This window comes from Motilimonas pumila (genome assembly GCF_003596335.1).
Classification (GTDB): Bacteria; Pseudomonadota; Gammaproteobacteria; order Enterobacterales; family CBDFNC01; genus Motilimonas; species Motilimonas pumila.
Genome location: NZ_QZCH01000147.1, coordinates 1 through 613, shown reverse-complemented (window position 1 = coordinate 613; position 613 = coordinate 1). Strand labels below are relative to the sequence as shown.

Genomic DNA, 613 nt, shown 5'->3' with positions numbered 1-613 from the left:
GTTTATCATAGAAAACCAGATTTAACTCATATATCACGTCATCACATTTGTTGATATTCCAATTGGTTGTTTGTGGCGCGAACTGAACACAGCTTTCCAAAGGAACTGCATTCAATACTATTAGGTATAGAGTATCCATTAGCGATGATTCAATATCGACCTTACGAACAAAGAAATCAACATAAGAAGGACTCTTCGCTAGGATATCTTCTATCTCAGATAAATTATCCTCATCGAAGCTTTTATCACTCCAAAGCTTATCTAGTTCGCGCTCAACCTGATCCATTTTTACCCTCCTATTGATACCAAGTAGGATGGACAGTTTTTATCATGCCTGAATCCAAATCACGTACCAGCTTCACCTCGACCCCTTTATACGAGCCATAAAGGAAACGGTCTGTAGTATTTCCGGAGTTTTTCTGAAGTACACTTTGGCTAGCAGATACTACATCTTCTGAAGAGAAAGATTCAGGCCACAAAGTTTTAATACCTTTGACTCTCTCGCCCGTCGGCATCTTTATACTTGCACTTTCAAATGCTTTTTTAGTTGCCCAAGCGTCTCTTGGTAACTGCACCCTTCTTGTACCGTTCGATAGTGTTTCCATCAAAACGG

General features: G+C 39.8%; 2 protein-coding genes. Both read right to left on the bottom strand.

The window, feature by feature from the left end; translation table 11 throughout:
* On the bottom strand, positions 1-286 hold a 286-nt coding region (locus D1Z90_RS20960; RefSeq protein ID WP_147378835.1), incomplete at its 3' end, for a hypothetical protein.
* A 10-nt stretch (positions 287-296) separates the two neighbouring features.
* A partial coding sequence (locus D1Z90_RS20955; protein WP_147378834.1) for a hypothetical protein occupies positions 297-613 on the bottom strand: 317 nt, incomplete at its 5' end.